This window comes from Actinomadura xylanilytica, assembly GCF_030283145.1.
GTDB classification, from domain to species: domain Bacteria; phylum Actinomycetota; class Actinomycetes; order Streptosporangiales; family Streptosporangiaceae; genus Spirillospora; species Spirillospora xylanilytica.
Genome location: NZ_JASNWE010000006.1, coordinates 55,279 through 80,748, shown reverse-complemented (window position 1 = coordinate 80,748; position 25,470 = coordinate 55,279). Strand labels below are relative to the sequence as shown.

Sequence of the window (25,470 nt, the reverse complement as noted above, 5' to 3'; positions counted from 1 at the left end):
GCGCTAGGTGTGCTGCGGCCGGTCGAGGCGCTCGCCCGTGCGGAGCCGGTCCAGGCCGAGCCAGATGAACTCCACCGCCATCTGCTCGGCGCGGTCGCGGGCGGTGTCGGGGTGCTCCAGCCACCACGACACCATCGACAGCATCGAGCCGTACATCAGCGGCACCAGCAGTCGCGCCCGGCTCTCGTTGACCGCGAGCGCGGCGGGCGACAGCGCCGGGTCGGCGCGGCGGCGGCGCAGCAGCAGGTCGGCGAACGCGGTGCCGAGCCGTTCCCGCAGTTCGCGCAGCTCGAGCCCGACCTCGGGCTTGTCCAGATGCCGTATCACCAGCGCCCAGGCGTCCGGCTCGGCGGTGGCGTAGTCGAACAGCACCCGGATCATCGCCCGGATGCCCTCCATCGAGTCCTGCTCGGCGAGCACGGCCGCGTTCAGCCGCGCGGTGAGCTCGGCGACGACCGCCTCGGTCACCTCGGCGAACAGCTCCTCCTTGGAGACGAAGTGCTGGTAGAGCAGCGCCTTGGACACCTGCGCCGCCGCCGCCACGTGCTCCATCTGGGTCAGGTGGTAGCCGCGCCGTCCGAACTCCTCCAGCGCCACCTGGAGCAGCTGCTCGCGCCGCCGGGCGTACGGCATCCGCCGCCGCACACCCGGTTCCGCGTCCCCCGTGAGATCGGTCATTTGCCGAGGTACCCGCCCAGCTCGGCGCGGGCGACCGACCGGACGTGCACCTCGTCCGGGCCGTCGGCCAGCCGCAGCGTGCGCAGCCCGGCCCACATCGCGGCCAGCGGGGTGTCGTCGGAGACCCCGGCGCCGCCGTGCACCTGGATGGCCCGGTCGACCACCTCCAGCGCGACCCGCGGGGCGATCACCTTGATCGCGGCGACCTCCGACCGGGCGGCCTGCACGCCCTCCTTGTCGATCAGCCACGCGGTCTTGAGGGTCAGCAGCCGGGCCTGCTCGATCGCCATCCGGGACTCGGCGATCTGCTGCCGGACCACACCCTGCCTGGCCAGCGGCCCGCCGAACGCCACCCGCGACACCGCGCGCTCGCACATCAGCTCCAGCGCCCGCTCGGCCATGCCGATCGCGCGCATGCAGTGGTGGATGCGGCCGGGCCCGAGCCGGGCCTGCGCGATGGCGAACCCGCCGCCCTCCTCGCCGACCAGGTTCTCCACCGGGACCCGCACGTCGGTGAAGGTGATCTCGCAGTGGCCGTGCTGGTCCTGGTAGCCGAAGACGGGCAGCGGCCGGACGATCTGCACGCCCGGGGCGTCCATCGGCACCAGCACCATGGACTGCTGCCGGTACGGGTGCCCGTCCGGGTCGGTCTTGCCCATCACGATCATGACCTTGCAGCGCGGGTCGGCCGTGCCGCTGATCCACCACTTGCGCCCGTTGACGATGTAGTGGTCGCCGTCCCGCACGATGCTGGTGGAGATGTTGGTGGCGTCGGAGCTGGCCACGTCCGGCTCGGTCATCGCGAACGCGCTGCGGATCTCGCCGTCCAGCAGCGGGGTGAGCCACCGCTCCTTCTGCTCGGGGGTGCCGAACAGGTGCAGGACCTCCATGTTGCCGGTGTCGGGCGCGGCGCAGTTGATGGCCTCGGGCGCGAGCTGGGGGGAGCGGCCGGTGATCTCGGCGAGCGAGGCGTAGTCGGTGACCGACAGCCCGTGCGCCGGGTCCGCGTTGTCGGGCAGGAAGAGGTTCCACAGGCCGCGTCCGCGCGCCTCGGCCTTGAGGTCCTCGACCACCTGCGGGACGGTGTGCTCGCGCCCGTCCGCGCGCAGCTCGCGCCGCTGCGCGGCGTACACCGGCTCGGCGGCGTAGACGTGGGAGTTCATGAAGTCCTGGAGGCGGCCGAGATGATCCTGGGCTCGCGCGCTCAAACCGAAGTCCATTCCGCTACAGTAACTGACGAGTCAGTTACTTGTGCAGGGGAGTGGCATGGGAGCGTTCGAGGGCGCGGGCAAGGTCGCCCTGATCACGGGCGGGTCGAACGGGATCGGCGCGGCCGTCGCCCGCCGGCTGGCCGGCGAGGGGGTCCGGCCGGTCCTCGCCGACATCGACGCCGACCGCGGCGAGGCCCTCGCCGCGGAGTTGGACGGCGCGTTCGTCCACTGCGACGTGCGCGAGCCCGCCGACAGCGCGGCGGCGGTCGCCGCCGCCGTGGACCGCTTCGGCGGGCTCGACCTGGCCTTCCTGAACGCGGGCATCGCCAGCGGCTGCGGCGTCGACGGCGACTTCGACCCCGGGCTGTACCGCCGCGCGATGGCCATCAACCTCGACGGCGTCGTCTACGGCGTGCACGCGGCGCTGCCCGCGCTGCGCGCCCGCGGCGGCGGCGACATCATCGCGACCGCCAGCATGGCCGGGCTCACCGCCACCCCGTTCGACCCCGTCTACGGCGCCAACAAGGCGGCGGTGGTCGGCCTGGTGCGCGCCCTCGGCCCCTCCTGCGCGGGCGACGGGGTCCGAGTGAACGCCCTGTGCCCCTCGTTCGCCGACACCGAGATCCTGGTCCCGCTGAAGGACCACCTGGCCGAGACCGGCTTCCCCGTCCTGGAGGTGGACGTCGTCGTCGAGGCGTTCATGTCCGTCCTCGCCGGGGAAGGTGCCGGTGAGGCCTGGTACGTCGTCCCCGGCCGCACGCCCGAGCCGTTCCGGTTCCGCGGCGTTCCCGGACCCCGCTGAGAGAGGACCGCAGACCATGCGCGCGATCCAGATCACCGAGTTCGGCGGCCCCGAGGTGCTGAACGTCGCCGAGCTGCCCGACCCGGTCGCCGGTCCGGGGCAGACCCTCCTGGAGGTGTCCCGCGCCGGCATCAACTACGCCGACACCCACCAGGCCGAGAACAGCTACCTCGCCGAGGCCGCCCTGCCCCTCGTCCCGGGCGGCGAGGCCGTCGGCCTGACGCCGGACGGCCGCCGCCTCGTCGCGCTGCTCGGCACCGGCGGCTACGCCGAGAAGGCCGTCGCGTCCGAGGCGATGGCCTGGGACGTGCCCGACGCCATCGACGACGTCACCGCGCTCGGCCTGATCGTCCAGGGCGCCTCGGCGTGGCTGCTGCTGCGCCGCAGCGTCCACCTCGCCGAGGGCGAGTCGGTCGTCGTGCACGCCGCCGCCGGCGGGGTCGGCACGCTCGCGGTGCAGCTGGCCAAGGCGTGGGGCGCGGGACGCGTCATCGCCACCGCCTCGTCCAAGGACAAGCGCGACCTGGCCCTGGAGCTCGGCGCCGACGTCGCGGTCGACGCCAACGAGCCCGACCTGAAGAGCGCGCTCATCGAGGCCAACGGCGGCCGGCGCGTCGACGTGGTCCTGGAGATGACCGGCGGCCGGGTCACCGACCAGAGCCTCCGGGTGCTGGCCCCCTTCGGCCGCCTGGCCTTCTACGGGATGGCGTCCCGCACCCCGCCCACCCCGGTGCAGCCCGCCGCGCTCATGGCGCACTCCACCACGATCGCGGGCATGTGGCTGGCGCACGTCTTCCAGCTCCCCGGCGACGTGATGGGCGCCGCGCTGAGCGAGCTGTTCGGGCTGGCCGCCGACGGCCGGCTCCGGGTGATCGGCGGCGGCGAGTACGGCCTGGCCGAGGTCCGCCGGGCGCATGAGGACCTCCGCTCCCGCCGCAGCGTCGGCAAACTCGTCCTCGACCCGGCCCGCTGATCCGCCCGGACGGTGATGTCAAGGTCCCGGGGTGGCCGGGACATGCCAGTTCGCCACCGGGATAGTCCTGTTCGCGGGGGTCGACAGGCCGCGCATCCGGCTGGTGCTCGCCGACACCGGCAGTGACTCCGGACGGTGGCGGCAGGTCGGCGACACCCTGCTGGACATGAGGGGAGGTCCCGACCACCTGGTGCCGGTCCTGAAGCTCGACCCCGGTCGGCCGCCGCGGGTGCTCGACCCGCGGCCGGCCAAGGACTGACCCGCGGTCGCCGGGGCCGGAGGCTCAGCCCACCAGGCCGTTCTCGTAGGCGTAGACGACGGCCTGGGTGCGGTCGCGCAGGGCGAGCTTGGTGAGCACGTGGCCGACATGGGTCTTGACCGTCTGCTCGGCCAGGACCAGCTCGGCGGCGATCTCGGCGTTGGACAGGCCGCGCGCGATGAGCCGCAGCACGTCCAGCTCGCGGGGGGTGAGGCCGGCGGTCGCCCCCGGGGACGGCCGCTGGTGCCGGCGGCGGCGGGCGAAGTCGCCGATCAGCCGGCGGGTGATGGACGGGGCCAGCAGCGCGTCGCCGGAGGCGACCACCCGCACCCCGTTGACCAGGTCGGCGGCCGAGGCGTCCTTGAGCAGGAAGCCGCTGGCCCCGGCGCCGAGCGCCTCGTAGACGTACTCGTCGAGGTCGAAGGTGGTCAGCACCAGCACCTTGGGGCGCAGCCCGGCCGGGTCGCCGTCGGCGGAGAGCGGCTCGCCGACCAGTTCGGCGGTGGCGGCCAGCCCGTCCATCTCCGGCATCCGGATGTCCATCACGATGACGTCCGGGTCGAGCGCGCGGCCCATCTCCACGGCCTCCAGGCCATTGCCCGCCTGGCCGATCACCTCGATCTCGGGGTCGGAGGACAGCAGCGCCGCCAGCCCATCGCGGATCATCACCTGGTCGTCAGCGATCAACACCCGAATCGTCACGTGAGAACCTTACGGCCCCCCGGCGGGTCTCAGGCCGGGTCGCCGTAGGGCAGTTCGGCCACGACCGACCAGCCGGCCCCGTCGGCGGGGCCCGCGGTCAGGGTGCCGCCGAGCATGGTCACCCGCTCGCGCATGCCGACCAGCCCGTGCCCGCCGCCGTCCGACCGGCCGGGGGTGGTGCGGGCGCCGTCGTCGTCGACCGACACCCTCAGGCGCTTCGGCCCGTACCTGATCTCGACGCCCACCCGGGCGCCCGGCGCGTACCGGGAGGCGTTGCTCAGCGACTCCTGGACGATCCGGTAGGCCGACAGGTCCACCCCGGCGTTCAGCGGCCGGGGCAGCCCGACGACCGTGACCGTGACCGACAGGCCGGACCGGCGGGTCGCGCCGGCCAGTTCGTCCAGCCGGTCCAGTCCCGGCTGCGGCGCGCGCTCGGCGCCCTCGTCGTCGGCCCGGAGCAGGCCGACGACGCGGCGGGTCTCGGTGAGCGCCTCGCGGGCGGCGTCCCGGACGACCCCGAAGGTCTGCTTGGCGTCGTCCGGCAGGTCGGGGATCTTGTACGGCGCCGCCTCGGCCTGCATCGCGATCACCGACATGTGGTGGGCCACCACGTCGTGCAGCTCGCGGGCGATGCGGGCCCGCTCCTCCAGCACCGCCTGCCGGGCGAGGTCCTGCCGGTGCTGCTCGGCCCGGCGGCGCAGCTCCTCCTCCAGCGAGTAGCGCCCGCCGACGGCGTCGCCGAAGGTCAGCACCACGATGACGATGCCGGCCAGGATCATCGCGAACCAGCCCGGCATGCCGCGCAGCACCGCGGGGACCAGCGTCCCGGCGATGGTGACGGCCCCGACGCCGATGGTGGTCTCGCGGTCGCAGCCGACGCCGTTGAAGAACAGGATGACCACCAGCGCGAGGAACCCGGTCACCGGCCACGGCCAGAGGCCGCCGCTGTTGACCACCACCCCGGCCAGCAGCCCGGCCGCCGCGACCCGCCAGGCCTGGAGCGGCCAGCGGGCGGCGAACAGCAGCGGGCCCGCCTGCATGACGCCGAGCGGCCATGACAGCCCGGTGTTGACATGCTCGACATTGATCAGGATCGCGATGCTCCCGGCGGTGAAGCCGATCGTCATCCCGACCAGCGCGATCACGATCGGGACGCGCAGCAGGTTCCGGCCCGGCAGCATCGTGGCGACGGGGTCGCGGGGGCCCGGGACGGCGGCGGCCCACATGCCCCTGAGCAGGCGCGGGCGGCCGTGGTGTTCGAGCAGGTCTGGGTCGTTCATTTGACTGTGAGCCTAGGGTGCGCGAGGTCCCGGCCGCCTGACCCCCCGGAGGGAGATCCCATCCGCCCCCTGGGTATCAGCCCGGCCCGGCCGGTACCGGACACGATCACGGTATTTCCGATTGACTTAATAGGGATTTTGGTCCATCCTCGGGAGCGTGACGTTCCGTAATCCTCTGCACGAGCGCCGCCATGTCGATCTCCGCAGGCAGGCGAGCGCCCTGTGTCGGCGCCGGTCCCGCTGACGCGCACGACCAGATCCGGCACCCGCCATGAGGAGAACGCATGACCGTCACCGCCGACACCGGCCTGCCCGCCCAGGCCGGCCCGCCCGCCGACAGCGGCGCGGGCCGGGACGCCTTCGCGCCGCCGCGCCTCGCCGAACGGGCCGCCGAGCTCGCCGCCCGTCCGGGCGAGTGGCTGCACCGGGTCCGGTTGAGCCCGGAGGGCCGCTGGTACGAGCGGATCCACCAGGACGCCGACCACGAGATCTGGGTGATCAGCTGGCTGCCCGGCCAGTCGACCGGTTTCCACGACCACGGCGGCTCCGCCGGGGGCTTCGCGGTCGCGCTCGGCACGCTGGACGAGCACCGGGTGCACGCCGGGCGGCGGATCGCCGCAGGCGAGACGCGCTCGTTCGGCCCCGACTACGTCCACGACGTCCGCAACACCTCCGACGCCCCGGCGGTGAGCGTGCACGTCTACGCGCCGCCGCTCGGCGGCATGCGCCGCTTCGACGTGGATGCGAAGGGGGAACTGGTGGAGGTCACCGCCGAGTCGGCCGCTGACTGGTGAGCCGCGGCGCCGCGGGCACCGCGCTGGTCGGCAGCCACGCCGAGGTCGCCGACCGGATCGAGGAGTACGCCGCGCTCGGCGTCGAGGAGTTCGTCCTGTCCGGCTACCCGCACCTGGAGGAGGCGTACTGGTTCGCCGCGGGCGTGCTCCCCGAGCTGCGCCGCCGCGGCGCCCTGCCCTACCCGGGCACCACCGGCTGAACCCCGCCCGCGCCCGGCGGCCTCCGCATAGGGCCGCCGGTTCCGGGAAGATCAAAAAGCATGACCACCGAGGGTGACGGCCCAGAACCGGGCGCGGCGCCGGGAGCCGCGCCGCCGGGCCGGCCCGGGCCCTCGCACGCCGCCGCCACCGCCGCGCTGCTCGCCGGCGCGGCGGCCCTGGGCGGCTTCCTGTTCGGCTACGACTCGTCGGTGATCAACGGGACGGTGGACGCGCTCCAGCACCGGTTCCACCTGGGCTCGGTCGCGGTCGGCTTCGTGGTGTCGGCGGCCCTGCTGGGCTGCGCGGTCGGCGCCTGGTTCGCCGGGCCGCTGGCCGACCGGATCGGCCGGGTCCGGGTGATGATGATCGCCTCGCTGCTGTTCGTGCTCAGCTCGCTCGGCTCGGCGCTGGCCTTCAGCGCCGTCGACCTGACCTTCTGGCGGGTGGTCGGCGGCCTCGCCATCGGCGCCGCGTCGGTCATCGCGCCCGCCTACATCGCCGAGATCGCGCCCGCCGGGCTGCGCGGCCGGCTCGGCTCGCTCCAGCAGATGGCGATCGTCCTCGGCATCTTCGCCGCGCTGGTCGTCGACTACGTCATCGCCCGGGTCTCCGACGGCGGCGCGGGCGGCACCTTCCCCTGGGGCGGGTCCGCGTGGCGCTGGATGTTCGCCAGCGCGATCGTCCCGGCGGCGTTCTACGGTGTGATCGCCACGACCATCCCCGAGTCGCCGCGCTACCTGGTCAAGAAGAAGGAGCTCGGCCGCGCCCGCGAGGTGCTGGCCAAGGTGATGGGCCGCGGCGACGCGGAGGTCAAGCTCGGCGAGATCGTCAAGTCGATCGCCGTCGACCGCCCGGTGCATCTCCACGACCTGCGCGGGCCCCGGCTCGGCCTGCTGCCGATCGTGTGGACCGGCATCCTGCTGTCGGTGTTCCAGCAGTTCGTCGGGATCAACGTGATCTTCTACTACTCCTCCTCGCTGTGGCAGGCGGTCGGGTTCAGCGAGAACGACGCGATGCTCACCTCGGTGATCAACTCGGTGGTCAACGTGGTCTCCACACTGCTGGCCATCGCGCTGGTCGACCGGATCGGCCGCAGGCCGCTGCTGCTCGCCGGCGCCGCCGGGATGACCCTCACCCTGGGCCTGCTGACGGTCTGCTTCGCGACCGCGCCGATCGTGGACGGCAAGCCCTCGCTCGGCGGCGTCGCGGGCCCGGTCGCCCTCGTCGCCGCCAACGCCTACGTCTTCGCGTTCGCGGCGACCTGGGGCCCGGTGGTCTGGGTGATGCTCGGCGAGATGTTCAACAACTTCATCCGCGCGTCCGCGCTGGCCGTCGCCGCGGCGGCGCAGTGGATCGCCAACTGGATCATCACCACCACCTTTCCCGGCATCTCCGGGTTCTCCCTCGGCCTCGCCTACGGCATCTACACCCTCTTCGCCGCGCTGGCGCTCCTGTTCGTGTTCCGCGCCGTGCCCGAGACCAAGGGACGCGAGCTGGAGGACATGGACCGGATCGGGCTTCCGGGCCGTCGCTGACGGGCCCGGTGGGTTACCATGGACGGCATGCTGGCCGTACTGGAGACGACGACGCCGGGGTTCCCCCGGCGCCACGGCGGCATGACCTGAGACATGCGCGCGGTGAGGCCCCGGGAGCGATCCCGGGGCCTCACCGCTTTCCGGGGAGCTCGCGGGCCGCCGCCCGACCGACGGGAGCAGCCATGCGACCTGCCGCGTCCGGTGCCGACCCGGACTCGCTACCATCCGAATCGCTACCACCCGAACCCTTCGAATCCGCATCACCATCGCGAGGAGTACCCGTGTCCACCGTGTCTGAGCTGCGCATCACCCTCGACGGAAGCGAGCGAGTGGTGCCCGCCGGCTCGACCGCCGGAGAGGCCCTGGACGCCGACGGCCGCACCGTCGTCGCCGCGCGGGTCAACGGCGAGCTGCGCGACCTGGCCGGCCCGGTGGACGAGGGCGACGTCGTCGAGCCGGTCGAGATCGGCTCCGCCGACGGCCGCGCGATCATGCGGCACTCCGCCGCGCACGTGATGGCGCAGGCCGTGCAGGAGCTGTTCCCCGACGCCCGGCTCGGCATCGGGCCGCCGGTCGAGAACGGCTTCTACTACGACTTCGACGTCGCCGAGCCGTTCACCCCCGAGGACCTCAAGCGGGTCGAGAAGCGGATGCGCGAGATCGTCAAGCAGGGCCAGCGGTTCTCCCGCCGCCCCGTCTCCGACGAGGAGGCCCGCGCCGAGCTGGCCGCCGAGCCCTACAAGCTGGAGCTCATCGGCATCAAGGGCGCCGCGGGCTCCGACGACGGCGCCGACGTGGAGGTCGGCGCGGGTGAGCTGACCATCTACGACAACCTCGACGCCAAGTCCGGCGAGCTGTGCTGGAAGGACCTGTGCCGCGGGCCGCACCTGCCCACCACCCGCGTCATCCCGGCCTTCAAGCTGATGCGCTCCGGCGGCGCCTACTGGCGCGGCAGCGAGAAGAACCCGCAGCTCCAGCGCATCTACGGCACCGCCTGGGAGTCCCGCGACAAGCAGGACGAGTACCTGCGGATGCTGGAGGAGGCCGAGAAGCGCGACCACCGCAAGCTCGGCGCCGAGCTCGACCTGTTCTCCTTCCCGAGCGAGATCGGCAGCGGCCTGGCGGTCTTCCACCCCAAGGGCGGCGTCGTCCGCCGGGTGCTGGAGGACTACTCGCGCAAGCGGCACGAGGAGGAGGGGTACGAGTTCGTCAACACCCCGCACATCACCAAGAGCGAGCTGTTCGAGACCTCCGGCCACCTGCCCTGGTACGGCGAGGACATGTTCCCCTCCTTCGAGGTGGACGGCACCGACTACCGGCTCAAGCCGATGAACTGCCCGATGCACAACCTGATCTTCAAGGCGCGCGGGCGGTCCTACCGCGAGCTGCCACTCCGCCTGTTCGAGTTCGGCAGCGTCTACCGGTTCGAGAAGTCGGGCGTGGTGCACGGCCTCACCCGGGTCCGCGGGATGACCCAGGACGACGCGCACATCTACTGCTCCAAGGAGCAGATGGACGGCGAGATCAAGAGCCTGCTCACCTTCGTCCTGGGCCTGCTGGGCGACTACGGGCTGAACGAGTTCTACCTGGAGCTGTCCACCCGCGACGACTCCGACAAGTTCATCGGCGAGGAGGCCGACTGGGCCGAGGCGACCGAGGCGCTGCGCCAGGCCGCGACCGAGTCCGGGCTGGAGCTGGCCGACGACCCGGGCGGCGCGGCGTTCTACGGGCCGAAGATCTCCGTCCAGGCCCGGGACGCGATCGGCCGGACCTGGCAGCTGTCCACCATCCAGGTCGACCTCAACCAGCCCAAGCGGTTCGGGCTGGAGTACCAGGCCGCCGACGGCTCCCGGCAGCAGCCGGTGATGATCCACCGGGCGCTGTTCGGATCGATCGAGCGGTTCTTCGGGGTGCTGCTGGAGCACTACGCCGGGGCGATGCCGCCGTGGTTGTCGCCGGTGCAGGCGATCGGCGTCCCGATCGGCGACGCCCACGTCCCGCACCTGGAGAAGGTCGTGGCCCGGCTGCGCGCGCGCGGGATCCGGGCCGAGGTGGACACCTCCGCCGACCGGATGCAGAAGAAGATCCGCAACGCGCAGAAGCAGAAGATCCCCTACATGCTGCTCGCGGGCGACGACGACGTGGCCAAGGACGCCGTGTCGTTCCGCTACCGCAGCGGCGAGCAGAAGAACGGCGTCTCGATCGACGAGGCCGTCGACGAGATCGTCAAGGCGGTCGAGGCGCGCGTGCAGATCTGACCCGGCGCGACCCTCCGCGGTGCGACCCTCCGCGGCGCGGACCGCGCGCGATGGGGCCTCGCGGTGTGGCCGTCCCGCCTCCCGATCCCTCCCCTCCCGGGGGTGGGACGGGGGCGGGTCCGGTCCGGGCGGACCGCCGGAGTTTCACCGGTTCGCCGGGCGGGGCGGGCAGCGGTAGGGAAGACTCTCGCTTTGCCGAGTCCCTCCGAAGGGTCCCACCGTCATGGACGATCGCTACATCGAGGAAGTGGCCAGGCTCATCGCCAGGTCGGACGCCCGTGGCGCCCGGCCGTGCTCCGTCTGCGGAGGTCGCGACGTGGTCAACGCGGCGGTTCCCCTCGATCCCGACACCATCGGGGTGGCCGCGATCGCGGTCGCCTACTGCCGCGACTGCGACGCCGGCGATCCGGTCGCCGCCGAGATGTTCGCCCGGCTCGACGAGGCGCTGCGGTCCGACGAGTGACCGCGCCGCCGGCCGGATCCGGTGCCGTCCCGGTCGTTGGTAGCCTCGTCGCGCACGTGCCACGACCGGGGAGACAGCGCAGATGAAGTCCACACGATCGGCCCGGGGGCCCCGGTCGGTCTGGGGCCGGGTCGCCGGTTACGGGGCCGCCCTCCTACTCGTGGGCGCGGCCATCGTGGTGCTGCTCGTCCCCATGTTGGAGAAGGGGCGCGGCGGTGGCGCCGGCGCGACCGGTGCCGCGGCCACTCCGGAGGGCGGGGCCGCGCCGGCGGCCGGCGTTCCCGGCGCGACGGGGCCGTCCAACCCGGCACCCCAGCAGAACCGCACCGGCCAGCCCTATCCCGGCGGCGGGCAGCAGCCCGGCGGCGGTCCCGCGATGCCGGGGCAGGGGGGCTCGGGCGCCGGCCTGTCGTCCTGCCCGTCCGGGACGGCCCTCTACCGGCAGGCCATCGGCGGGACCGAGGTCGTCGTCCGCGTGTCGGGCAGTGGGGCCGTGCGCGCCGAGATCACCGCGAGCGGCCACTCCGCCGCCCCGCAGCAGGCGACGGTCAGGGACGGCAAGCCGCACGTCTTCCGCTTCAAGGGCGTGCCCGCGCAGCAGGTCCAGCGGGTCAAGGTCACCACGGTCTCGGTCGGGGCGGCCATGCAGTCCTGCTACGCCCGCCCCGGGGCCTGAGCCGCCCCGCCTCAGGCCCGGACGTCCTCGACGGCCACGTTCACCGCGGCGACCCGCATCCCGAGCATCAGCCCGACCACCCGGGCCACGTTCGCCTTCACCGCCTCGGCCACCTCCATGATCACGCTGCCGTACTCCACCACCACGCCGAGCGTGATCGACACCTCGTGCTCCAGGAGCTGGATCCGCACCCCGGTGCCCTCCGGCGCCGCCGCGCCCACGGGCCCGCCCGCCTCGGGGCCGCGCCCCGCTCCGCCGCCGTGGCCGCCGCCGCCGCCCGGCGCGGTGCGTCCGTCGCGGCCGGTGAGCGCGACCACGCCGCGCGCCTCCAGGGCCGCCAGCGTGGCGATCTTCTCGATCACCGCGTCCTCGATGGTGATGCGGCCCCCCACTCCCGTCCCGCCCTCCGGCGGGAACTGCTCGGACGCGTGCTCGGACGGCGCGCCCGGGTGCTCGACGAACCCGCCCTCGGACGGCCGGCCGGCCGGGGCGGGCACCGGCGGCATCAGCAGGCCCGAGGGCAGCGCCGGACCCGGCGGCATCGAGGTGGCCGGCCCTGCCGGCGGCGGGGCCCCGCCCGGCCCGCCCGCGGGGCCGGGGAAGAAAGGCATGGACCTGGGCTCGGGCTGCGGCGGCTCGGTCCCGGTGTACGCCTTGTCGAGCTCGGGCATCGATCGGCTCCCCACGGGTCGGATCTTCGTGGACCATGGTGTCGGAGGGACGCGCCCGGTGTCCCGCGACCCTCCGATCCCGGGGCTCGCCGGGGATCCCGGCTTCAGGCCGTCCGGCATCTCTCTCTATGCTGCTGGTCAGGCCGTGAGCAAAGGAGAGCGCCGCCTTGAGCGTAGAGCCGGACGAGCCCGTGGTGCAGGAGGCGCGCGACGGCGCGCCCGAACCGGGCGCCGGGTCCGCCCGCGCCCCCCAGGTCGAGGAGGAACGGGGCGGCGCCGGCGTCCCCGATAACTTCCAGCGGCTGTGGACCCCGCACCGGATGGCCTACATCAAGGGCGAGAACAAGCCCACCGGCACCGGCGCGGGCGAGGGCTGCCCGTTCTGCGAGATCCCCGAGATGACCGACGAGGAGGGCCTCGTCCTGGCCCGGGGCCGCTCGGTGTTCGCGGTGCTCAACCTCTACCCCTACAACTCCGGCCACCTGATGGTCGTCCCGTACCGGCACGTCGCCGACTACACCGAGCTCGACGAGGACGAGTACGGCGAGCTGGCCGTGCTGACCCGCCGGTCGCTGACCGCGCTGCGCAAGGCCAGCGGCGCGCAGGGCTTCAACGTCGGGATGAACCTCGGCCAGGTCGCGGGCGCCGGCATCGCCGCGCACCTGCACCAGCACGTGGTGCCCCGGTGGGGCGGCGACACCAACTTCATGCCGGTCGTCGGGCACACCAAGGTGCTCCCGCAGCTCCTGCGCGACACCCGGCAGATCCTCGCCGACGCCTGGCCGCAGGACGGCTGAGGAGCATGGGACGACGAGAGCGGCCGGTGCTGGTCTACGACGGCGACTGCGGCTTCTGCACGTCGTCGGTCCGGTTCATGGAACGGCACGTCCCCACCTCGGCCGAGGCCGTCGCCTTCCAGTTCGCCGATCTGGACGCGCTGGGCACGACCGCGGAACGGGCCGGGCACGAGGTCCTGTGGATCGACCGGGCGGGCCGGGTGTCGGGCGGCGCCGAGGCGGTCGGGCGGCTGCTGACCGATGCCGGCGGGCCCTGGCGCCCGCTCGGCGTGATCATCCGGGTGGCCCCGGTGAGCTGGGCGGCGCGCGGCGTCTACCGGCTGATCGCCGACAACCGGCAGCGGATGCCCGGCGGCACCGCGGCCTGCATGCTCCCGGCCGCTCAGCGTCCGGGCGCCGCCGCGCGGGACTGACCGCCCGCACGGAGCCGGCACCGAGGGGCGGGCACGCTCGGGGTCAGGACGGGAGCGGCTGCCGGTCGTCCGCCTGGTCCGGCGTCGCGCGGTCGCCAACCGCCGTCTCCTCGGGCACATGGGCCACCCGGTCCCGCACCCGCCGGGGCAGCCGGTCGGTGAGCCGCTCCAGCGGCAGGAACGCGGCCAGGAAGATCGCGTGCGGCAGGAAGTGGATGGTCATCAGCGCGTAGGTGACCACGTGGAACCCGGCGAAGAACAGCACGCCCAGGTAGAGCGGCCGGCCGCGCAGGAACAGCAGCGCGGGCGAGGAGAACTCGGCGAAGAAGGTGAACCACTGGCTCGCCTTCAGCATCAGCGGGAACTGGATCAGGCTCCGGCCGAACGCGGTGCCGCGGCGGCTCAGCGCCCACTGCACCGTGGCGCCGTTCGGCCACCCGGGGAAGCCGCCGACGCGGACCTTGGCCCATGCCGACAGGAAGTAGGCCGCGATCACCGAGACCTGGACGATGCGCGTCGACCAGCCCGCCGCCTCGCCGCCCGTTCGGTCGCCGAGCCCGGCGCGCCCGACGGAGGGCAGGACCAACAGCGCGACGATCAGGGCCAGGTGGTCGTGGTCGACCTTGCCGTAGGACATGCTGATGGTGACCCACCACAGGTACCCGCCCGCCGCGATGTAGCCGGTCAGCCGGGGGAGCACCCGCCCGGTGGCGGCGACGAGCCCGGCGGCGATCGTGACGACCAGCACCGTGTACATGGCGGCCGGCGTGGGCGCGGGCAGGTGCAGCCAGCGCGCCAGCCGCACCGGCTGGTAGAGGTCGGCCGGCAGCCGCGCGTGCGCCAGCGAGCTGCTGGTCAGCAGCAGCATGTCGAACGGCAGGAACACGTAGGCGATGACCCGCAGCCAGGCGATCCGGGCCCGCGGAATCGGGCCGTACCACCAGCGTCCCCAGAAGGTGGCGGGCGGCGCCTGCGCCTGCCCCGCCGTGACCGCGGCGGTCTCCGGGGCCTCGGCGGGCCGGGCGGCCTCCGCGGACGCGGGCCCGGCGGTCTTCGCGGTCTCGTCCGCCGCGGGGTCGGCCGCGGGGTCGGCCGCGGGGTCCGGCGGGGGCGTCATCGGACGTTCCAGACGACGCGGTTCTGCTGGGTGGACGCCACGACCTTGCCGTGCTTCAAGGTTCTGACCTGTTTCACGATGTAGATCCTGGTCAACCGGGGCTGGTCGGGATGCAGCCTGCGCTGCCCGTCGGCGATGCCCTGGAGCAGGGACGGGTCGCGGGTGAGCCGGTCCATCTGCCCCTCGATCTCGGCCCGCTTCATGCCCGAGCCGACCGCGTCCATGGACAGCTTGACGTGCCTGCCCGCGGCGGTGTCGGCCTCCAGCCAGTGCGAGTGGATCTCGCCGCCGTCGTTCTTCACCGAGAACGCGAACTGCGTCATGGGCCCGAGGGGGAAGTCGTCGTCGGCGCCGTAGGCGCTGGTGTAGAACAGGCCGCCGATCATGGCCGCCGCGACGAGGGACCGCCAGAGCCGGGCGCGCCGGCTCAGGCGGGAGACCACCTGATGCATCAGGACAGCCTAAGCCCGACGGCGTCGCGCGCGTGTGACGGCCGGCGATCGTGGCCGGGTCGCTCAATGCCCGGATCCGCCGGGCTCGCCGGGGGCGCCGGATCCGCCGGCCGCCGCCCGGAGCGGTCCGGGCGGGTTGCGCGTCCCGGTGGCGGCCCGGCGGAGCTGGGACACGGTCACGAACTCGAAGCCCCGCCGGCGCAGCCCGCGGATCATGGCCGGGAGCTGGCGGACGGCCTCCTCCCGGCTCGGCGCGCCGACGTCGTGGGCGAGCACGATCGTGCCCGGCCGGGCGTTGCCGACGACGGCGTCGACCATCTCGGCCGGCCGGTCGCCGAGCCTGCGGTCCTGCACCAGGAGCGACCACAGCACCAGGTCGTAGCCGTGCTCGGCGGCGACGTGCAGGGTGGTCCCGCCGAGCCGGCCCCAGGGCGGGCGCAGCAGCGTCGCCTCGGTGCCGGTGACCTCCTTGATCACGGTGTGCGTCCGGTGGATCGACCGGTAGGCGTCCCGGTGGCTCATCCGGGACAGGTCGTCGTGCTTCCAGGTGTGGTTGCCGATCTCGTGCCGGGCCAGCCGCCCGCGGACCAGCCCGGCGTTGCGCGCCAGCCGGCTGCCGAGGACGAAGAAGGTGCCGGGAACCCCCGCCTCGTCCAGCGCGTCCAGCGCCCGCGGGGTCCACCGCTCCATCGGGCCGTCGTCGAAGGTGAGGGCGATCAGCCGGCGCGTGGTGTCGACGGCCCAGACCACGTCCACCTGCCGGCCGGGCGGCTCCCACGACTCGACCGAGGCCGCGGACGCGGGGGTGGGCGGGTCGCGCTCCAGCCAGGCCTGCTCGGCCGCCATCCCGGCCGCGCCGCCGGCCAGCAGGCCGCCGGTGGCCAGGCCGATCCTCTTGATCACCTTGCGGCGTCCCGGACCCTCCGGCCCCGGCGCGTCCCCGATGGTCTCCAAATCAGCTTTCCCCCAGGCCGCCCGACTCTTTGTCAGAATTCCACCGACCGGGCTCGGGCACCATCGACCGCGGGGCCGATTCACCGTCCCTCTCAGGGATGAGCCGAGGCGCGACCTCGGGGGCATCCGCCGCGCCGCGACGCCGCCCCGCGCGCGGGGCGGCGTCGCGGCACGGCGGCGCGGGCGGCGGGGGTCAGCCGGCCTTGGCCTCGGCGGCGAGCTTCTCCGCCAGGTGCGAGGGGAGCGGCTCGTAGCGCAGGAAGCCGCGGTTGAACGTGCCGGTGCCCTGCGACATCGAGCGCAGGTCGGTCGCGTACCGGACGATCTCCAGTTCCGGCACCTCCGCCTTGATCATGGTCCGGCCGCCCGGCACCGCCTCCGAGCCGAGTACCCGGCCGCGGCGCGAGGTGAGGTCGGACATCACCGGGCCCACGTACTCGTCGGCGATGAGCACGCCCAGTTCGTCCACCGGTTCCAGCAGCAGGATCGGGACCTCGGACGCCGCGTCCTTGAGGCCGAGCGCGCCCGCCGACTGGAAGGCCATGTCGGAGGAGTCGACCGAGTGGGCCTTGCCGTCGCGCAGGGTCACCCTGATGTCGACCAGCGGGTAGCCCGCGTGCACGCCGCGGTCCATCTGCGCCCGGACGCCCTTCTCGACCGAGGGGATGAACTGGCGCGGCACCACCCCGCCGACGATCTTGTCGACGAACTCGAAGCCGCCGCCGGACGGCAGCGGCTCCACGTCCACGTGGCAGATGCCGTACTGGCCGTGCCCGCCGCTCTGCTTGACGTGCCGCCCGAGGCCGCTGGCCTTGCCGCCGAACGTCTCGCGCAGCGGGATGCGCAGCTCGATCCGCTCGACCTCCACGCCGTACCGGGTGGCGAGCCGGTCGATCAGCACGTCGGCGTGCGCCTCGCCCATGCACCACAGCACGAGCTGGCGGGTCTCGGCATTGTTCTCCAGGCGCAGCGTCGGGTCCTCGGCGACCAGCCGGCCGAGGGCCTGGCCGAGTTTGTCCTCGTCGGCCTTGGACTGGGCCCGGATCGCCACCGGCAGCAGCGGGTCGGGCATCGACCAGGGCGCCATCACCACCGGCGCGCCGGGATCGGACAGGGTGTCGCCGGTCTCCGCGCGGACGAGCTTGGCCACGGCGCAGATGTCGCCGGCCCCGCACGAGGCGATGGTCCGCTGCGTCTTGCCGAGCGGGGAGGTGAGCGCGCCGACCCGCTCGTCCACGTCGTGGTCCTCGTGCCCGCGGTCCTCCAGGCCGTGGCCGGAGACGTGCACGACGGTGTCGGGCCGCAGCGTTCCCGAGAACACCCGCACCAGCGAGATCCGGCCGACGTACGGGTCGGAGGTGGTCTTGACGATCTCGGCGACCAGCGGCCCCTCGGGGTCGCAGCCGATGGTCCCGGCCGGCCCCCCGCGCACCGGGGTCACCGGCGGGATGCCGTGCTCCAGCGGGGACGGGAACGCCCTGGTGACGACCTCCAGCAGCTCCAGCATCCCGATCACCGGGCCCGGGTGGCCGCGGTGCGGCACCGAGGTCGCCAGCACGGGGAAGAAGGTGCCGCGCGCCACCGCGGTCTCCAGATCTGCGATGAGCGCCTCGACGTCGAGCTCCTCGCCGGCTAGGTACCGGTCCATGAGCGTCTCGTCCTCGCTCTCCTGGATGATCCCCTCGATCAGCGCGCCGCGCTGCTCGGCGATCCGGTCCAGGAACTCGGGGCCCGGCGCGCACTCGGCCCGCGTCCCGGACGAGTAGTCGAGGCGGCGCCGGGTGAGCAGCCCGATCAGGCCGCTGAGCCCGTCGCCGGAGCCCACCGGGAAGTAGCAGGGGAGCACGCCCGCGCCGAAGGCGTCCTGGCAGGCCGGCAGCACCGCGTCGAAGTCGCCGCGCTGCTGGTCGATCTTGGTGATGACGACCGCGCGGGGCATCCCGACCGCCGCGCACTCCTCCCAGAGCATCCGGGTGAGGCCGTCCACGCCGTCCACCGCCGAGATCACGAACAGCGCGGCGTCGGCGGCGCGGAGCCCGGCGCGCAGGTCGCCGACGAAGTCGGCGTACCCGGGGGTGTCGATGAGGTTGACCTTGACGCCGTCGTGCACGAACGGGGCCAGGGCCAGGTTGACCGAGCGCTGCTGGCGCACCTCCACCTCGTCGAAGTCGCTGACCGTGCCGCCGTCCTCGACCCGGCCGCGGCGCTGGATCGTGCCGGTCGCGGCGAGCAGCGCCTCGGCCAGCGTCGTCTTGCCCGCCCCCGAATGGCCGACCAGCGCGACGTTGCGCACCCTGTCGCACGAGCCGGCCTCCGGTGCCCTGCCAGGGCCTCCCGGGTGGCCTCCCTTGTCCGCCATGACTACCTCCTCGGACGGGCCTCCCCGCGGAGGCCCGCGTACGGCTGGGGCCCGACCCCGGTGGGGCCCGGCCCTGACGTCCGAGTGCGGCGCCCGGCCTGTGCGACGTGCGTGACCGACGTCACACCCGTGTCCCCACAGCCTTTCTCGTGCCGGCCCGTATCACAAGGGGTGGACGCCGAACGCGCGCCGTCTCGCGGCCCCGGCGGGGCGGACCGGCGGCATCGCCACCGGGCGCGGGCAGCCGCACTACGATGGGCGGGCCGTGCAGCCCGCGGGCCCTCTCACTCGACACCACAAGAAACGGACGGCGATGCTCAACAAACTGCGGCCCGCCCTGGGGCGGGTCCTGACCCCCATCGGCCGGGGGGTCGCGCGGACCGGGGTCTCGCCCAACGCCATCACCGTCGTCGGCACCGCCGGTGTGATGGCCGGCGCCCTCGGCTTCTTCCCCCGCGGGGAGTTCTTCTGGGGCACCATGGTGATCACCGCCTTCGTGCTGTTCGACATGCTGGACGGGGCGGTCGCCCGGGTCACCGGCAAGATCTCCAAGTTCGGCGCGTTCCTGGACTCCACGATGGACCGGGTCGCCGATGCGGCGATCTTCTCCGGGCTGATGATCGGGCTCTACCGGGACGGCCGGCAGACCCTCGCCGGCGTCGCGCTGTTCTGCCTGGTCGCCGGGGTCGTGGTGTCCTACGCCAAGGCCCGCGCCGAGGGCCTGGGCTACACCTGCAACGTCGGCATCGCCGAGCGCGCCGAGCGGCTGATCATCGCCCTGGTGGCCGCCGGGTTCGACGGGCTGGGCGTGCCCTACATCCTCGCGCTGGCGCTGTGGGTGCTGGCCGCCCTCAGCACCGTCACCGTGGGCCAGCGGTTCGCGACCGTCCGGGCCCAGGCGCTCGCCGACCCCGCCCCCACGCCCCCCTCCGCGCCCCCCTCCGCGCCCGCGCCGCCGTCCACCGCCGCTCCCGCCTCCGGGCCGGGGCCGGAGGCCGCCGCAGAGCCGGGCCCCGAGCCCGTCCCCGAGCAGGAGTCGGAGCCGGAGCGGCGCGCGTGAGCGTGCGGCCGAGGGCCCCGCGTCCCGCCGAGGTGCGCGACGAGGTGATGGACGCCGCCTACGCCTTCGGGTGGACGGTGGTCCGCAAGATGCCCGAGCGCGCGGCCCGGGCGGCCTTCGCCGCCCTGGCTGACCGGACCTGGCAGCGGCACGGTCCCGGCGTGCGGCAACTCGAGCGCAACCTGTGCCGCGTCCTCGGCAAGGACGCCGTCGACGACGAGGTCCGCGTCCTCAGCAAGAAGGTGCTGCGCTCGTACTTCCGCTACTGGCTGGAGGTGTTCCGGCTCCCCGAGTACGACCGCGACCGGATCGTCGGCCGGATGCGGATCACCGGGCAGGAGAAGATCTTTGCCAACCTCGGCTCCGGCCGCGGCGTCGTCCTGGCGCTGCCGCACATGGGCAACTACGAGCACGCGGGCGCCTGGCTGGTGCACCAGGGGCACCCGTTCACCACGGTGGCCGAGCGGCTCAAACCCGAGTCCCTCTTCGACCGTTTCGTAGCATTCCGTGAGAGCCTGGGGATGGAGGTCCTGGCGCACAAGGGCGCCTCGGCGTACGGCCGGATGGCCCAGCGGCTGCGCGCCGGCGGCGCGGTCTGCCTGGTCGTCGACCGGGATCTCACCGACAGCGGGGTCGACGTGGAGTTCTTCGGCGCGACCGCGCGGATGCCGGCGGTGTCCGCCGCGCTGGCGGTCCAGACCGGCGCCGCGCTCATCCCGGTGACCCTCTGGTATGAGGGCGACGACTGGGGCGCGCGGGTGCACGAGGAGGTCCGGGTGCCCGGCACGGGCGGCAGACAGGAGAAGATCCAGGCCATGACGCAGGAGCTGGCGCGGGCCTTCGAGGAGGGCATCGCCGCGCACCCCGAGGACTGGCACATGCTCCAGCGGGTCTGGGTGGACGACCCGCCGGTGTCGCGCCGGTGAAGGTCGGCATCGTCTGCCCCTACACGTGGAACGTCCCGGGCGGCGTCCAGCAGCACATCGGCGACCTGGCCGAGGCGCTGATCGGGTTCGGCCACCAGGTCTCGGTGATCACGCCGGCCGACGACGACGCCCGGCTGCCGTCCTACGCGGTGTCGGCGGGCCGCGCCGTGCCGGTGCCCTACAACGGGTCGGTGGCCCGGCTGGCGTTCGGATTCCTGTCCTCGGCCCGGGTCCGGCGCTGGATCAACGACGGCGGGTTCGACGTGCTGCACGTGCACGAGCCCGCGGCGCCCTCGCTCGGCCTGCTGGCCTGCTGGGCGGCGGCCGGGCCGATCGTCGGCACCTTCCACGCCTCGTACCAGAAGTCGCGGGTGGTGTCGGTGACCGCGCCCATCCTGCAGAGCGCCCTGGAGAAGATCACCGGCCGGATCGCGGTGTCGGAGGCCGCCCGCAAGACCCTGGTCGAGCATCTGGGCGGCGACGCGGTGCTGATCCCCAACGGCGTCGACACCGAGCGGTACGCGATGGCCGAGCCGCTGCCGGGCTGGCCGGGCCGCGCCGCCGCGGGCGCGGCCCGCCCGGACGCCGGCGGCGCGCTCGGCTTCCTCGGCCGCATGGACGAGCCCCGCAAGGGCCTCCAGACGCTGCTGCGCGCGTTCGAGATCCTCGGCCGCGAGCGTCCGGGGCTGCGGCTGCTGCTGGCCGGGCCCGGTGACGCCGACGACGTGATCGCCCGGGTCCCGCCCGAGCTGCGCCCGCGGGTGGTGGTGCTCGGCATGGTGAGCGAGGCCGACAAGATCCGCGCCTACCACTCGGTGGACGTGTTCGTGGCGCCCAACCTCGGCGGCGAGAGCTTCGGGATCGTGCTGGCCGAGGCGATGTCGGCCGGCGCCCCGATCCTGGCCAGCGACATCGAGGCGTTCGACCGGGTGCTGCTCGGCGGGCGGGCCGGGGCGCTGTTCCCGGTCGGCGACGCCGCGGCGCTGGCCGCCGCGGCGGGCGCGCTGCTGGACGACCCGGCCCGGCGCAAGCGGCTCTCGGCCGAGGCGCGGGCGGCGGTCCGCGCCTACGACTGGTCGTCGGTGGCCCGCGACGTGGTCCGGGTGTACGAGACGGTCGCGGTCGACAGTGCCGTGGTCGTCGAGTCCGGGCTCGGGGCCTAGGGGGGCGGGCGGATGTTCCCAGACTGGATCATCGACGTGCTGTTCTGGGTCGCGGTCGCCTTCCTGGCCGCGGTCTACGTGTCGTGGCGGGCGACGCGGCTCGACCGGCTGCACGTGCGGGTGGAGACCGCCCGCGCGGCGCTGGACGCGGCGCTGGTGCGCCGGGCCGCGGCGGCGCTGGAGCTGGCCGCGTCCCGGCTGCTGGACCCGGCGACCAGCCTGGTGCTGGCGACCGCGGCGCACGAGGCCCGCACCGCCGACGCCGACAACCGGGAGTTCGCCGAGAGCGACCTGTCGCGGGCGCTGCGGGCGGTGGTCGACCAGCCGGAGTTCGCCAGCACGCTGGAGGCCAAGAGCGACGGCCAGGCGGTGCTGGAGGAGCTGTCGTCGGCGTCCGCCAAGGTCGCGTACGCGCGCCGGTTCTACAACGACGCGGTCGCCGCCGCCCGGATCGCGCGCCGCAAGCTGCTCATCCGGGTGCTGCCGCTCGCCGGGAGGGCGCCGCTGCCGGGCTTCTTCGAGATCGACGACGCGCCGCCGGGCATCTGACCGCTGTCCGGCCCCCCGGCCCGCCCCGGCGGTGCGCCCCGCGCGCTCCGTCCCGGATCAGGCCGGACAGAAGTCGATTGATCCCCCTTCAGCCTTCAAACAGGGACAAAGCTCCGGCCCGGGTTCGCTACCCTCGGGCGGGTTGCTGACAGAAGGGGTACATCGTGCGCTTCGTCTGGGATCGATCCGTCCGGGGACGGATGGCCGCCGGACTCGGCGTCGCCGTCCTCGGTGGCGCCCTGGCGGCCTGCTCCGACGGCGGCGGACCCGGCAGGGCCGAGCCGCCGAGCGCCACCGGCGGCGACACCGGCACTCCCGCGCCCACCGCGCCCGCCACCCACCCGTTCACTGGCGGGAAGCGCGGGCTGCGCAACCCGGTGCTCGCCGTCAAGATCGAGAACACCCGCCCCGCGCTGCCGCAGAGCGGCGTGGGCTCCGCCGACATCGTCTACGTCGAGCAGGTCGAGGGCGGCGAGACCCGGTTGATGGCGGTGTACTCGTCCAAGCTGCCCAAGCGGGTCGGCCCCGTCCGCAGCGCCCGGATCTCCGACCTGCACATCCTGCCGCAGTTCGGCCGGCCGGCCTTCGCCTTCTCCGGCGTGCAGAGCAAGATGAAGAAGTACATCCGCAAGGCGCCGGTGTACGACATCTCGCAGGAGAGCGCGGGCTCGGCCTACTTCCGGGCCGGGCCGAAGCCGATCCCCTACAACCTCTACGCCGACCCCAAGAACCTGCTCAAGCAGGCGCCCAAGGCCGCCCCGCCGCGCGACATCGGCTTCCACTTCGGGCCCGCGCCCGAGGGCGGCAAGCCGACCAAGGGCTTCACCGCCAGGTGGCCCGCCACCACCATGGGGTTCACCTGGTCGGCCAAGCAGAGCCGCTGGCTGGCATCCTGGGGCGGGCAGCCCGACCGCGCCGCCGAGGGCGGCGTGCTGGGCGGCCGGACCGTGGTCGTCCAGTACGCCAAGACCACCCGGTCCAAGTTCCATGACTTCCTCGGCAGCTACACCCCGCTGATCCACACCACCGGTACGGGCCGCGCCACCGTGCTGCGCGACGGCAAGGCCTACAGCGCCAAGTGGTCGAGGCCCTCCGAGGACAAGGGCACCACCTTCACCACCCCGGACGGCAAGCCCATGCCCTTCGCCACGGGGCAGGTCTGGGTGCTGCTCGTCAACGACGGCAAGCCCTACACCCCCTGACCCCGCTGCCGCCCGCGGGCGGGGGCCGCCGTCAGGGGACCCGGCCGTCGCTGCGTAAGATCACCGGACCTGCCGCTGACGGTCTGCCGGGTCGAGGAGTGGGACGAGCAGGCAATATCATGGAAGGCGACTTGTCGTCCGTTTCATGTGAGGAATGCCGTGTCCACTTCCAGTCCCGCCGCCCAGCCGAATTCCGCAGAGCCTGCCGCGTCCGGCGCTCCCGCGACCGGGACCGCCCGCGTCAAGCGCGGAATGGCGGAGATGCTCAAGGGTGGCGTGATCATGGACGTCGTCACCCCCGACCAGGCCAAGATCGCCGAGGACGCCGGCGCGGTCGCCGTGATGGCGCTGGAGCGGGTTCCCGCCGACATCCGCGCCGACGGCGGCATTTCCAGGATGAGCGACCCCGACATGATCGACGGGATCATCGAGGCCGTCTCGATCCCGGTTATGGCCAAGGCGCGCATCGGCCACTTCGTCGAGGCCCAGGTCATCCAGGCGCTCGGCGTCGACTACATCGACGAGTCCGAGGTGCTGACCCCCGCCGACTACGAGAACCACATCGACAAGTGGGCCTTCACCGTGCCGTTCGTGTGCGGGGCGACCAACCTCGGCGAGGCGCTGCGCCGCATCACCGAGGGCGCGGCGATGATCCGCTCCAAGGGCGAGGCGGGCACCGGCGACGTCTCCAACGCCACCACGCACATGCGGCAGATCCGCGGTGAGATCCGGCGGCTCCAGTCGCTGCCCGAGGACGAGCTGTTCGTCGCCGCCAAGGAGCTCCAGGCCCCCTACGAGCTGGTCAAGGAGGTCGCGCGGGCGGGCAAGCTGCCGGTCGTGCTGTTCACCGCGGGCGGCATCGCCACCCCGGCCGACGCCGCGATGATGATGCAGCTCGGCGCCGAGGGCGTCTTCGTCGGCTCGGGCATCTTCAAGGCCGGCAACCCGGCCCAGCGCGCCGAGGCCATCGTCAAGGCCACCACCTTCCACGACGACCCCGACGTGATCGCCAACGTGTCGCGCGGGCTCGGCGAGGCCATGGTCGGCATCAACGTCGCCTCGCTCGGCGAAGACCAGAAGTTCGCCGGCCGCGGCTGGTGACCTCCGCCCGTCCCCACCGGTGAGATCGTCCAAGTGACGGCCGCCGGCGCGGTAACCGCCCGGTCATGTGACCGGGCGGTTACTTTGGGGGGCCTCTCCACAGCGCGCCCTGACAGGGTTTACTCTGGCCGCGCGGCGGTGGGAGCGTGGGCGCTCCCGGGCGGCGCCCGCCGCGGGAGGGGACGAGCATGGCTTGGTCGGTGGCGCTGGCCTGCGCGAGTGTGGGCGGTCCCGGTGAGGTGTTCCGGCCGGGACTGGAACCCGATCCGGCCGCCGCGACGGCCCTGGCCCGCGGACTTTACCCGGCGGCGACCCTCACCGAGACCGGCGACACCGTCCTCGACTTCGCGCTCTGGCCCTACGAGGACGAGCTGTTCGTCGGCGCCTTCGACCGGGCGCTGCTGCTGTGCGACCGGCGGCTGTTCCACCTCGACGACGACGCCCGCCGCATCGCCGACACCGCCGCGGGCGCGCTCCCGGGCGCGAGCTGCGGGGTGCTCGTCCTGCACAGCGTCCTGCCGGGCTGCTGGTTCCGCTGGTACGAGTCCGGCGAGCTGCGCCGCGAGGTGTTCGTGACCGCCGACGACGGCGTGGTGGTCGACCTGGGCGCCCGGCTGCCGGTCGAGCGGCCGTTCTGGCGGGCCATCGACGAGGGCACCGCCGACGTGCCCCTCCCGTTCGACCCCGAGGAGTTCGGGCTGGCGCTCGCCGAGGCGCACATGTTCGGCCGGGGCATCGCGCACCGGGGCGCCGACGGCTTCCTGCCGCTCGAACTCCCGCTGCGCCGCTTCAGGCACGGCTGACCCGTCCTCGGGCACCCGGCCCCTCCGCTCCGGACTCCGTTCCCGCAGCGCCGCCCCCGCAGCGCCGCCCC

The 25,470-nt window shown here is 73.7% G+C and carries 26 protein-coding genes and 2 pseudogenes; 19 read left to right on the top strand and 9 right to left on the bottom strand.

The genetic code is table 11. The annotated features are described in order from the left end of the window. Positions 1 to 3 precede the first annotated feature (3 nt). Both QP090_RS34590 and QP090_RS34585 read right to left on the bottom strand, forming a co-directional pair. Positions 4 to 678 (bottom strand): TetR/AcrR family transcriptional regulator, encoded by a 675-nt coding sequence (locus tag QP090_RS34590; RefSeq protein ID WP_285943949.1) that lies wholly within the window; start codon positions 676 to 678, stop codon positions 4 to 6. Beyond that, on the bottom strand, positions 675 to 1,898 hold the full coding sequence (locus QP090_RS34585; RefSeq protein WP_285943948.1) for an acyl-CoA dehydrogenase family protein: 1,224 nt from the start codon (positions 1,896 to 1,898) through the stop codon (positions 675 to 677). Before QP090_RS34585 ends, QP090_RS34590 begins: the two co-directional genes overlap by 4 nt. A 46-nt stretch (positions 1,899 to 1,944) precedes the next feature. Between QP090_RS34585 and QP090_RS34580 the strand changes: the two genes are divergently transcribed. Genes QP090_RS34580 through QP090_RS34570 form a run of 3 tightly spaced genes read left to right on the top strand, consistent with a single transcriptional unit; the run spans position 1,945 to position 3,923 of the window. After that, the gene (locus QP090_RS34580; RefSeq protein ID WP_285943947.1) at positions 1,945 to 2,691 is read left to right on the top strand and encodes an SDR family oxidoreductase; all 747 of its coding nucleotides are present in this window, start codon (positions 1,945 to 1,947) and stop codon (positions 2,689 to 2,691) included. 16 nt (positions 2,692 to 2,707) lie between these two features. Continuing rightward, a complete protein-coding gene (locus QP090_RS34575; RefSeq protein ID WP_285943946.1) occupies positions 2,708 to 3,664 on the top strand; it encodes a quinone oxidoreductase family protein in 957 nt (318 codons plus the stop codon). Between the two features lie 31 nt (positions 3,665 to 3,695). Continuing rightward, positions 3,696 to 3,923: a hypothetical protein gene (locus tag QP090_RS34570; protein WP_285943945.1), complete on the top strand. Its 228-nt coding sequence runs from the start codon at positions 3,696 to 3,698 to the stop codon at positions 3,921 to 3,923. 24 nt (positions 3,924 to 3,947) lie between these two features. Here the strand turns inward: QP090_RS34570 and QP090_RS34565 are convergent, their stop codons facing one another. Beyond that, positions 3,948 to 4,613: a response regulator gene (locus tag QP090_RS34565; protein WP_285944067.1), complete on the bottom strand. Its 666-nt coding sequence runs from the start codon at positions 4,611 to 4,613 to the stop codon at positions 3,948 to 3,950. A gap of 41 nt (positions 4,614 to 4,654) precedes the next feature. Further along, on the bottom strand, positions 4,655 to 5,905 hold the full coding sequence (locus tag QP090_RS34560; RefSeq protein WP_285943944.1) for a sensor histidine kinase: 1,251 nt from the start codon (positions 5,903 to 5,905) through the stop codon (positions 4,655 to 4,657). 157 nt (positions 5,906 to 6,062) lie between these two features. Between QP090_RS34560 and QP090_RS37800 the strand changes: the two genes are divergently transcribed. From QP090_RS37800 to QP090_RS34530, 7 genes and pseudogenes are all read left to right on the top strand, one after another. Continuing rightward, the gene (locus QP090_RS37800; protein WP_432763110.1) at positions 6,063 to 6,149 is read left to right on the top strand and encodes a putative leader peptide; all 87 of its coding nucleotides are present in this window, start codon (positions 6,063 to 6,065) and stop codon (positions 6,147 to 6,149) included. Between the two features lie 40 nt (positions 6,150 to 6,189). Continuing rightward, complete coding sequence (locus QP090_RS34555; RefSeq protein ID WP_285943943.1) at positions 6,190 to 6,699, top strand: cysteine dioxygenase; 510 nt, start codon at positions 6,190 to 6,192, stop codon at positions 6,697 to 6,699. Positions 6,700 to 6,701: 2 nt separating this feature from the next. Continuing rightward, a pseudogene (locus tag QP090_RS34550) lies at positions 6,702 to 6,899 on the top strand (LLM class flavin-dependent oxidoreductase); the annotation flags it as partial. A gap of 60 nt (positions 6,900 to 6,959) precedes the next feature. Next, positions 6,960 to 8,435 carry a sugar porter family MFS transporter gene (locus tag QP090_RS34545; RefSeq protein WP_285943942.1) on the top strand — a complete coding sequence of 492 codons (1,476 nt, stop codon included), beginning with the start codon at positions 6,960 to 6,962 and terminating at the stop codon, positions 8,433 to 8,435. 281 nt (positions 8,436 to 8,716) lie between these two features. Then, complete coding sequence (gene thrS / locus QP090_RS34540) at positions 8,717 to 10,693, top strand: threonine--tRNA ligase (RefSeq protein WP_285943941.1); 1,977 nt, start codon at positions 8,717 to 8,719, stop codon at positions 10,691 to 10,693. 223 nt (positions 10,694 to 10,916) lie between these two features. Beyond that, positions 10,917 to 11,156 carry a hypothetical protein gene (locus QP090_RS34535; RefSeq protein ID WP_285943940.1) on the top strand — a complete coding sequence of 80 codons (240 nt, stop codon included), beginning with the start codon at positions 10,917 to 10,919 and terminating at the stop codon, positions 11,154 to 11,156. A gap of 82 nt (positions 11,157 to 11,238) precedes the next feature. After that, on the top strand, positions 11,239 to 11,832 hold the full coding sequence (locus tag QP090_RS34530; protein ID WP_285943938.1) for a hypothetical protein: 594 nt from the start codon (positions 11,239 to 11,241) through the stop codon (positions 11,830 to 11,832). 11 nt (positions 11,833 to 11,843) lie between these two features. Here QP090_RS34530 and QP090_RS34525 read toward each other — a convergent pair whose 3' ends face one another. After that, positions 11,844 to 12,503: an Asp23/Gls24 family envelope stress response protein gene (locus QP090_RS34525; RefSeq protein WP_285943937.1), complete on the bottom strand. Its 660-nt coding sequence runs from the start codon at positions 12,501 to 12,503 to the stop codon at positions 11,844 to 11,846. 167 nt (positions 12,504 to 12,670) lie between these two features. On the opposite strand from QP090_RS34525, the gene QP090_RS34520 reads away from it, so the two are divergent. Both QP090_RS34520 and QP090_RS34515 read left to right on the top strand, forming a co-directional pair. Continuing rightward, on the top strand, positions 12,671 to 13,300 hold the full coding sequence (locus tag QP090_RS34520) for an HIT family protein (protein ID WP_432763108.1): 630 nt from the start codon (positions 12,671 to 12,673) through the stop codon (positions 13,298 to 13,300). Positions 13,301 to 13,305: 5 nt separating this feature from the next. Continuing rightward, entirely contained in the window at positions 13,306 to 13,713 is a 408-nt protein-coding gene (locus QP090_RS34515) for a thiol-disulfide oxidoreductase DCC family protein (RefSeq protein ID WP_285943935.1), read from the top strand. Positions 13,714 to 13,756: 43 nt separating this feature from the next. Here QP090_RS34515 and QP090_RS34510 read toward each other — a convergent pair whose 3' ends face one another. From QP090_RS34510 to QP090_RS34495, 4 genes are all read right to left on the bottom strand, one after another. Beyond that, complete coding sequence (locus QP090_RS34510) at positions 13,757 to 14,830, bottom strand: HTTM domain-containing protein (RefSeq protein WP_285943934.1); 1,074 nt, start codon at positions 14,828 to 14,830, stop codon at positions 13,757 to 13,759. Then, on the bottom strand, positions 14,827 to 15,282 hold the full coding sequence (locus tag QP090_RS34505; protein WP_285943932.1) for a hypothetical protein: 456 nt from the start codon (positions 15,280 to 15,282) through the stop codon (positions 14,827 to 14,829). The genes QP090_RS34510 and QP090_RS34505 overlap by 4 nt, the downstream gene beginning before the upstream one ends. 63 nt (positions 15,283 to 15,345) lie before the next feature. Continuing rightward, positions 15,346 to 16,236 (bottom strand): polysaccharide deacetylase family protein, encoded by an 891-nt coding sequence (locus QP090_RS34500; protein WP_285943930.1) that lies wholly within the window; start codon positions 16,234 to 16,236, stop codon positions 15,346 to 15,348. A 193-nt stretch (positions 16,237 to 16,429) separates the two neighbouring features. Continuing rightward, on the bottom strand, positions 16,430 to 18,595 hold the full coding sequence (locus QP090_RS34495; RefSeq protein ID WP_285943929.1) for an elongation factor G-like protein EF-G2: 2,166 nt from the start codon (positions 18,593 to 18,595) through the stop codon (positions 16,430 to 16,432). A 313-nt stretch (positions 18,596 to 18,908) separates the two neighbouring features. Here QP090_RS34495 and pgsA point away from each other — a divergent pair. The 7 genes and pseudogenes from pgsA to QP090_RS34460 all read left to right on the top strand — a co-directional run. Next, positions 18,909 to 19,520, top strand: a pseudogene (gene pgsA / locus QP090_RS34490) (phosphatidylinositol phosphate synthase); the annotation flags it as partial. A gap of 131 nt (positions 19,521 to 19,651) precedes the next feature. Further along, a complete protein-coding gene (locus QP090_RS34485; protein WP_285943925.1) occupies positions 19,652 to 20,581 on the top strand; it encodes a phosphatidylinositol mannoside acyltransferase in 930 nt (309 codons plus the stop codon). Further along, positions 20,578 to 21,744: a glycosyltransferase family 4 protein gene (locus QP090_RS34480; RefSeq protein ID WP_285943923.1), complete on the top strand. Its 1,167-nt coding sequence runs from the start codon at positions 20,578 to 20,580 to the stop codon at positions 21,742 to 21,744. Before QP090_RS34485 ends, QP090_RS34480 begins: the two co-directional genes overlap by 4 nt. 12 nt (positions 21,745 to 21,756) lie before the next feature. Beyond that, complete coding sequence (locus QP090_RS34475) at positions 21,757 to 22,293, top strand: LemA family protein (RefSeq protein ID WP_285943921.1); 537 nt, start codon at positions 21,757 to 21,759, stop codon at positions 22,291 to 22,293. A 164-nt stretch (positions 22,294 to 22,457) separates the two neighbouring features. Beyond that, positions 22,458 to 23,495: a DUF3048 domain-containing protein gene (locus QP090_RS34470; RefSeq protein WP_285943919.1), complete on the top strand. Its 1,038-nt coding sequence runs from the start codon at positions 22,458 to 22,460 to the stop codon at positions 23,493 to 23,495. Positions 23,496 to 23,654: 159 nt separating this feature from the next. Then, positions 23,655 to 24,596 (top strand): pyridoxal 5'-phosphate synthase lyase subunit PdxS, encoded by a 942-nt coding sequence (pdxS, locus tag QP090_RS34465; RefSeq protein WP_285943917.1) that lies wholly within the window; start codon positions 23,655 to 23,657, stop codon positions 24,594 to 24,596. Between the two features lie 188 nt (positions 24,597 to 24,784). After that, on the top strand, positions 24,785 to 25,399 hold the full coding sequence (locus tag QP090_RS34460; RefSeq protein ID WP_285943916.1) for a DUF6928 family protein: 615 nt from the start codon (positions 24,785 to 24,787) through the stop codon (positions 25,397 to 25,399). Positions 25,400 to 25,470 lie beyond the last annotated feature (71 nt).